The sequence below is a fragment of the Gemmobacter serpentinus genome, assembly GCF_008973825.1.
Taxonomy (GTDB): domain Bacteria; phylum Pseudomonadota; class Alphaproteobacteria; order Rhodobacterales; family Rhodobacteraceae; genus Gemmobacter; species Gemmobacter serpentinus.
Genome location: NZ_WCHR01000022.1, coordinates 45579 through 53349 on the forward strand (window position 1 = coordinate 45579; position 7771 = coordinate 53349).

Here is a 7771-nt window from a genome sequence, read left to right on the forward strand (position 1 = left end):
CCATCTGGCCGCCGTTCTATCCCGCTCAGTCGCGGCGGGACGGGTTGCGCAGGGTCACCAGTTCTTCGGCCACAGTCGGATGGACGGCCACCGTGCGGTCGAAATCGGCCTTGGTCGCGCCCATCTTCACCGCAATTGCGGCCATCTGGATCATCTCGCCCGCGCCGGGGCCGACGATATGGCAGCCCAGAACCTTGCCGCTGTCCTGCGCCACGACCAGTTTCATCAACATGCGATCCTCGCGCCCGGCAAACAATGTCCGCATCGGGCGGAAACTGGCGCTATAGACATCGATCTTGCCCTGTGCGCGGGCGTCTTCCTCGCTCATGCCCACGGTGCCGAGTTCGGGCTGGGTGAAGATGGCCGAGGCGACAAGTTCATGATCGACCTGCCGCGCCTGCCCCTTGAACACGGTATCGGCAAAGGCATGACCCTCGCGGATCGCGACCGGGGTCAGCGCGATGCGGTCGGTCACATCGCCCACCGCGAAGATCGAGGGCACCGCGGTCTGGCTATAGCCATCGACGACGATCTCGCCGCGTGCACCAAGGCCCACGCCAAGCCCTTCAAGCCCGAGCCCTGCGCTGTTGGGCACCCGACCCGTGGCGTAAAGCACAAGATCGAAGGTTTCCTGCGCGTCGTCGCCGAATGTGGCGCGGATCCCGCTTTCGTGGCGCGACAGCGCGGCGACGGTGGTCTCGGGGCGCATGTCGATCCCGGCCTCGGCCATGCTGCGCGCGACGAGGCTGCGGCATTCATCATCAAAGCCGCGCAGGATTTGCGTCCCGCGGAAGGATTGCGTGACCTTCACCCCCAATCCGTTGAGGATACAGGCGAATTCAGATGCGATATAGCCACCGCCCACGATCAGCACACGGCCCGGAAGGGCATCCATCCCGAAGATCTCGTTCGAGGTGATGGCAAGATCCGCCCCCGGGATCTCGGGGATGAAGGGGCGACCGCCGGTCGCAATCAGGATATGCTTGGCCCGAAAGCGCGTGCCATCGGCCAGTTCGACCTGATGCGCATCGACCAGCCGGGCGCGTTGGTCATAAATGGTCACGCCTGCATTGGTCAGACCGCCACGATAGGCGGCCTCAAGCCGGTTCAACTCCTGCTCCAGCCGCGCGCGGAATTGCGGCCAGTCAAAGCCACCTGCATCCACCTGCCAGCCATAGGCGCGGGCGTCCTGCAAGGCTGCGGGAAACTCGCTGGCATAGACCATCAGCTTTTTCGGCACGCAGCCCCGGATCACACAGGTGCCGCCCATGCGGTATTCCTCGGCCAGCGCGACGCGTGCCCCACCTTCCGAGGCCGCAATGCGCGCAGCCCGCACGCCGCCCGAGCCGCCACCAATGACAAAAAGATCATAATCGAAGGTCATGGCGCGGATCCCTTTCGGTGGTTGCGGTTGGCAGATATTCCATGTTTGCCCCCCAAAGACCAGAGCGTGCGACACAGCGATGCCGCGATCAGACGGGACAGGCGGGCGGGCGCGGGCCATGGTCCCGCTTGCCTGACCCTGACGAAAGCCCAAGCCGATGACCCAAGACCGCCCCCTGCCCGGCATCCTTCTGATGCTGGCCTTTTGCGTGCTGGCCCCCCTGCTGGATGTCTGCGCCAAACTGGCGGCCGCAAGTCTGCCGGTCGGGCAGATCACCTTGGCGCGGTTCTTGGTGCAGGCCGCATTGATGCTGCCGGTGGCGGCCCTGATGGGCGAATGGGGCCGGATGGATGCCCGGATGATCGGGCTTTTGCTGCTGCGTGCGGTGTTTCTGGTTCTGTCCACCTATTGCTTCATCGCAGGCATTGCGGTGATGCCGATTGCCGATGCGCTGGCGATCGTGTTTGTGGAGCCGTTTATCCTGCTGCTGCTGGGCTATCTGCTGTTTGGGGACACGGTCGGGCCAAGGCGGATCGCGGCCTCGGTCGTCGGATTTGCCGGCGCGCTTCTGGTGATTCAGCCGGCCTTTGCCACCTTTGGCTGGGTCACGCTGTTTCCCTTGGGCACCGCCTTCCTGTTCGCCTTCTACATGCTGGTGACGCGCGCCATGGCCAGCGGGCTGCACCCGGTGCCGATGCAATTGCACACCGCGATTGCGGGAAGCCTGATCTGCGCGCCAGTGATCCTTTGGGCCGATGGCACCGGGCTGCCCGATCTGGACCCGGTCATGCCGCAGGGCATGGTCTGGCTCTGGCTGTTCGGCGTCGGCTTCTGGGCCAGTGTCAGCCATATGTGCATGACATGGGCACTGAAACTGGCTCCGGCCTCGACCGTGGCCCCGCTGCATTACTTCGAGATCGTGGTGGCGGTGGCGCTTGGCTTTCTGGTGTTTGGCGATTTCCCGAACCTGATGACATGGGCAGGTATCGCCATCATCACCGGATCGGGGCTTTATGTGATCTGGCGCGAGAGGGTCACCGCCCGGACGGCGGCACGAGGCAGCGAGGCGATCAGCCGCAGCCCCGAGGCGATCTGACGGAAGGTGAGGTGACGCGCGACGCTCAGGCCCGCAGCGCCCGGATTGCCGCATCAAGGCGCGCACGCGGCAGAATGATCAACATGCCCGGCGCATCAAATTCAAGCGTCACCGGCCCGTCGGTGACCCGGTTTGAGGTGCCGATGCGCCCCATCGGCGTGAACTGCAGCCCCTCGATCGGCCAGTCCAGCCCGGTGCAGCGCCCGGTCACAGGGGCCAGCGGGTAAAGCGACAGCCGGTCGCCTGCGCGCATCTTCAGCGCTATGTCGGGAGGGGCGGCAAAGATCACGTCCTCGGGCCCCAGCAGCAAGACCGGCCCGCCCCCCGCTGCCTGATGCCGCATCAAGCCCGACAGCACCGCCAGCGCATGGTCATGCCGCCCACCCATGACACCGACCGCAATCACCAGCGGCGCGCAGATGCCCCGCAGCGCCTTGTCGAAATCGGTGGTCTCCTGTTCATCGATCTGGCGCAGGCGGCTGGGGCCAAGGGCAGCACGGGCGGCATCGCTCAGCGAATCCAGATCCCCCAGCACCAGATCCGGCGTGATGCCAAGGCGCAGCGCACGGTCCGCACCGCCATCGACCGCGACCACATGCGGCGCCCGCGCCCGCGCCAAGGCAAGCTCTGCCCGCCGCAGCGGACCCGCCGCGATCAACGTCACGGCTGCGTCAAACCGCATGGCTTCGGCATCGACAATGGCAGGATTCATACGGATACTGTTCTCGAAATGTGGCAGACAATGGGGCTACGGGCCATAATCAATCCTTCAAATTACCCCTATCTGTCCATGGAATTGAACCCCGGTGGCCTAAAGTGGCAGCATGGTTTGTAGAGGGCGAAGCGACCGATGATCGGTGCCAGTAAAATTCTAACGGTCTCCTACGGGACCTTCTCATGCACGTTGGAGGGGTTTGACGAACCTTTCAACACCATGAAGGCCATCGCAGAATATTTCCGCGACCTCGCTGCGGAGGACCGCTATTTCGGCGCCGAACCACCCACGCCCGATGCCGCGATGCTGCACAAGATCGCCGAACGCGAGATCCAGCGCCGGGTCGAAGCAAAGATTCAGGAGAACGGCGTGATTCTGCGCGCGGGAGAGATCGAGGTTCAGGCGATGCCTGCGCCGGGTGCCCGACCGGCAGGGGTGCCTGCCACCCTGCGCGCGGAGGCTTCGGCCGCCGCGCTGCACGCCGCCGCACCGCAGATCGCGCCGAAACCTGCATCTTCAGCGCAACCTGCGGAGGCCGCCCCCACCGCAACTGCCCAAACCGCCGCCCCATCTCCTGTCGCGAATGCATCCGTTGCCACGCCGGCGACAAAGGATAACGATCCCGCAACCGAGGCGCGGCTGTCGCGCATCCGGAATGCCGTGAACCAGGCCCGCGAAGAGGCAGCCGTCGCCCCGGCTGTCGCCAAGCCGGTGCTGGACACCACGCGGCTTTCGGCGGCCCTTGTCGATTACGTCGAGGATGAGGTGGCCCCGGCCGATTTCATCCCCGAGCCCGATGCAACCCTGCTTGTCCCGCGCGATATCGCGGTGCCGGATTTCGATCTGGGCCTTGAGGATGAGGGCATTGATGATGGGGACTTTGCCGAGGCCGATTTCGCCCAAGGCGATTTCCGCACATCCGATGCGCTGGAGACTGAAGATTTCGGCGAAGACTTCGTGCTGGAAAATGCTGCAGAGCCGGTGGCCGAATCCGACGATGCTGAAGACGATCTGAGCGGGGTGCTTGCCGCGATCGCAACGGAAACCGCCTTGACCGAGGGGCCGGCCGCGCTGGCCGGGCCTGCGGTCGCGGCGATGACAGAAGCGAGTGTCGAAACCGATCTGGCCGAGAATGACGAAGACGACGATCTGGCAGGGATGCTGACCGGGATCGATTTCAGCACCGCTGAGGAAGATTTGGCAGAAGCCACCCCGGAGACGGCGGAAATCCAGCCGGAAACCGAGGCCGGGTATGACGACGAAGAGGCCGCCTACGGGCTGGATCTCGCCGAGGCCGATGATCTGGTGCTGGAAGACGATCTCGGCCTGGAAAACGACGTGGCCGAGTCGGCGGTTGATCTGGACATCGACCTCAGCGCATTGAACGGGCGCGACCTGTCCGCCGATCTGTCGCCAAATGCTTTGCACGATGCAGCCGCGATTGCGGCTGAGACGGTTGAGGATGAACCCGAGCAGGATCAGGAAGATGCCTTTGCCGGGATCGCCGCCGCGCTGACAGCCACGCCGGAACAAGCGGCCTCGCCGGCCCGCCCCACGAATGAGCGGCTGGAACGTGCCCGCGCAAGGGTGATTCGCATCCGCCGCAATCCGCCGGTTTCTGCGAGCCCTGCCGAAGACGCCGTGGCCACGACGCCCGCCATGCAGGAACGCGCCAGCGCACTTTCGGCCGAGGCCGAGGCCGATCTGATGCGCGAACTGGCCGAAGTGCGCGCCGAAGCCGCGCTTGCGCCTGCAGACGATGGCTCCGTCGCGCCGCGACGCGTGCGTCCGGTCCGCCCGGTGCGTCCGGTCCGATCCACCTCCGGCCCGGTCACGCCGCCGCCCGCCACCGCGCTTGGCGGCGAGACCGGCGAGGAATCAGTGTCGCGCCTGCTGGCCGAGACCAATTCGCAGATGGATGGCCCGGAAAACCGCCGCCGTCTGGCTGCGATCCAGCATCTGAAGGCGGCCGTTGCCGCGACTGTCGCGGAACGGCGCGCCGGTCTTGCCAAACCCGCCAATCCGGTGGAACGCCAGGACCCCTATCGCGCCGATCTGTCTCAGATCGTGCATGGCGACGGCGAGGCCGTGGCCAACCGCCCCTCGCCGCTGGTTCTGGTCTCGGAGCAACGGATCGACCGCCGCCCGACGCAAGTCACGCCTGTCGCGGCAGAGCCGGTCACCTTGGCCGCTGATGCTGCCGAAGAGGCCGTTCAAGCCCCGGCTGCCTCTGTGGCAACGCTGCGCCCGCAGCGCCTGTCGAGCGGCGCGGCCGCGGCTGCGGCGCGTCTGATGGAACCCGAAGATGACGAGGATCTGGACGACGAAGATGCGGGCAATATCTTTGAGGACAATCAAGGATTTGCCGAATTTGCCGACCGCCTTGGCGCGCAGGGTCTGCCCGCACTTCTGGAGGCTGCCGCAGCTTATGCTGCCTGCGTCGAAGGGCGCCCGCATTTCTCGCGCCCGCAGATCATGCGGCAGATCGCCAATACCGAATCCGGGGCCGATAGCAGCCGCGAAGACGGGTTGCGCAGCTTTGGCCGTCTGCTGCGGGATGGCACCATTGTGAAAGTGCGGCGCGGCCATTACGCGCTGACGGAACGTTCGCATTATCTGGTCGAAGCCCGCAAGCTGGTGGGCTGAGATCTGCAGACAGGTCCGGGTGGCAGGGCTGCCACCCTCCCCGGACGCGAAAGGCGGAAGGTTTCCCTTCCGCCTTTTTTCATTTTCAGACCATCTAGTGCAGCTGGTCGTCCCGCGATGGCGGGGCATCCGGATCGGGCTGCCCCACGCCCTTGAAGACAAACTTGAAGGGCAGCGCCCAGACCAGGCCAAGCGCCACATAGATTACCAGCTCCAGCCAGATCGGCGGACGCTCCAATGCCCCCATGATGCCCCAGGCCACCGCGATATAAAGCGGCAACCCGACGATCAGGATCAGCAGCGCCAGCCGTTTGCGGGTGCGGTAACCAAGGGCCATGCGATCAATCCGCGAAGGGATCGGTGACGAGAATGGTGTCGTCACGCTCCGGGCTGGTCGACAGCAGCGCGACCGGACATTGGATCAGTTCTTCGACGCGGCGGACATATTTGATCGCGGCGGCCGGCAGATCGGCCCAGCTGCGCGCGCCTGCGGTTGATTCGTCCCAACCGTCCATTTCTTCATAGATCGGCTTGCAGCGCGCCTGCTGATCGGCGGCGGTCGGCAGATAGTCGATCTGCTTGCCGTCCAGATCATAGCCCACGCAGATCTTCAGCGTCTTGAAGCCATCCAGCACGTCCAGCTTGGTCAGCGCGATGCCCGACACGCCCGAGGTGGCACAGGTCTGGCGCACCAGCACCGCATCGAACCAGCCGCAGCGGCGCTTGCGCCCGGTGACAGTGCCGAACTCATGCCCGCGCTCGCCCAGACGGTCGCCATCGGCATCGAACAACTCTGCCGGGAAGGGGCCTTCGCCGACGCGGGTCGTATAGGCCTTCACGATGCCCAGCACGAAATCGATGGCGGTCGGCCCAAGACCCACGCCGGTTGCCGCCTGCCCTGCCAGAGTATTGGAAGAGGTGACATAGGGGTAGGTGCCAAAATCCACATCGAGCAGCGCGCCTTGTGCGCCTTCGAACAGGATGCGCTTGCCGGCGCGACGCGCCTCGGTCAACACTTTCCAGACCGGGGCCGCATAGGGCAGAACTTGCGAGGCAATCGCCTGCAGCGCAGCCACCAGTGCCGCACGATCCACCGGATCAAGGCCAAGCCCCTTGCGCAGCGCATCGTGATGCGCCAGCAGCCGGTCCACCCGGACCTCAAGCGTGGCCGCATCGGCCAGATCGGCGACGCGGATGGCGCGACGACCGACCTTGTCCTCATAGGCCGGGCCGATACCACGGCCGGTGGTGCCGATCTTCGCCACACCCACCGCGCCTTCGCGCGCCCGGTCCAGCTCGCCATGCAGCGGCAGGATCAGCGAGGTGTTCTCGGCGATCATCAGATTTTCCGGGCTGATATCGACGCCCTGATCGCGCAGCTTGGCGATCTCGTTCACCAGATGCCAGGGATCAAGCACCACACCATTGCCGATGACCGACAGCTTGCCGCCGCGCACAATGCCCGAAGGCAGCAGCGACAGCTTGTAGACCTTGCCGTCAATGACCAGCGTATGGCCGGCATTGTGACCGCCCTGGAAGCGCGCGATCACATCCGCGCGTTCGCTGAGCCAGTCAACGATCTTGCCCTTCCCCTCGTCGCCCCATTGGGCGCCCACGACAACGACATTGGCCATGCCCGAACCTTTCGGCAAAGTGAAACCCGCGACCGTATATAGAGGCCGGCCCGGCGATGACAGCGAAAAACGCGCGCGGGGTCGGGAAGGGGTGTGACGGGGCGCTTGCGGGAAGACAGGGGCGCTGCCCCTCTTGGGCCTGCGGCCCAATTCACCCCGGGATATTTAGAGACATAAAAATGCGGGCCACTTGTCGGCACGGCTCAAGGCTCAAGGCTCAAGGCTCAAGGCTCAAGGCTCAAGGCTCAAGGCTCAAGGCTCAAGGCTCAAGGCTCAAGGCTCAAGGCTCAAGGCTC

The 7771-nt window shown here is 65.1% G+C and carries 6 protein-coding genes; 2 read left to right on the top strand and 4 right to left on the bottom strand.

What is annotated here, in order from left to right; translation table 11 throughout:
* Nucleotides 1–25: 25 nt before the first annotated feature.
* Nucleotides 26–1384, bottom strand: a complete 1359-nt coding sequence (gor, locus tag GBJ34_RS14680) for a glutathione-disulfide reductase (protein ID WP_151719971.1) — start codon at nucleotides 1382–1384, stop codon at nucleotides 26–28.
* A gap of 157 nt (nucleotides 1385–1541) precedes the next feature.
* On the opposite strand from gor, the gene GBJ34_RS14685 reads away from it, so the two are divergent.
* A complete protein-coding gene (locus GBJ34_RS14685) occupies nucleotides 1542–2480 on the top strand; it encodes a DMT family transporter (RefSeq protein WP_226341197.1) in 939 nt (312 codons plus the stop codon).
* Between the two features lie 25 nt (nucleotides 2481–2505).
* Here GBJ34_RS14685 and GBJ34_RS14690 read toward each other — a convergent pair whose 3' ends face one another.
* On the bottom strand, nucleotides 2506–3192 hold the full coding sequence (locus GBJ34_RS14690; protein WP_226341198.1) for a thiamine diphosphokinase: 687 nt from the start codon (nucleotides 3190–3192) through the stop codon (nucleotides 2506–2508).
* A 222-nt stretch (nucleotides 3193–3414) separates the two neighbouring features.
* Here GBJ34_RS14690 and GBJ34_RS14695 point away from each other — a divergent pair, with 222 nt between their 5' ends.
* Nucleotides 3415–5841, top strand: coding sequence for a hypothetical protein (locus GBJ34_RS14695; protein WP_151719972.1), 2427 nt, complete (start codon nucleotides 3415–3417; stop codon nucleotides 5839–5841).
* A 94-nt stretch (nucleotides 5842–5935) separates the two neighbouring features.
* Here the strand turns inward: GBJ34_RS14695 and GBJ34_RS14700 are convergent, their stop codons facing one another.
* Nucleotides 5936–6178, bottom strand: coding sequence for a DUF2842 domain-containing protein (locus tag GBJ34_RS14700; RefSeq protein WP_151719973.1), 243 nt, complete (start codon nucleotides 6176–6178; stop codon nucleotides 5936–5938).
* A 4-nt stretch (nucleotides 6179–6182) separates the two neighbouring features.
* On the bottom strand, nucleotides 6183–7475 hold the full coding sequence (locus GBJ34_RS14705; RefSeq protein ID WP_151719974.1) for an adenylosuccinate synthase: 1293 nt from the start codon (nucleotides 7473–7475) through the stop codon (nucleotides 6183–6185).
* Nucleotides 7476–7771 lie beyond the last annotated feature (296 nt).

Excerpts from the sequence above, each read along its gene's own strand:
- gor (WP_151719971.1), bottom strand. The coding sequence starts at position 1,384 with ATGACCTTCGATTATGATCTTTTTGTCATTGGTGGCGGCTCGGGCGGC.
- GBJ34_RS14685 (WP_226341197.1), top strand. The coding sequence starts at position 1,542 with ATGACCCAAGACCGCCCCCTGCCCGGCATCCTTCTGATGCTGGCCTTT.
- GBJ34_RS14690 (WP_226341198.1), bottom strand. The coding sequence starts at position 3,192 with ATGAATCCTGCCATTGTCGATGCCGAAGCCATGCGGTTTGACGCAGCC.
- GBJ34_RS14695 (WP_151719972.1), top strand. The coding sequence starts at position 3,415 with ATGAAGGCCATCGCAGAATATTTCCGCGACCTCGCTGCGGAGGACCGC.
- GBJ34_RS14700 (WP_151719973.1), bottom strand. The coding sequence starts at position 6,178 with ATGGCCCTTGGTTACCGCACCCGCAAACGGCTGGCGCTGCTGATCCTG.
- GBJ34_RS14705 (WP_151719974.1), bottom strand. The coding sequence starts at position 7,475 with ATGGCCAATGTCGTTGTCGTGGGCGCCCAATGGGGCGACGAGGGGAAG.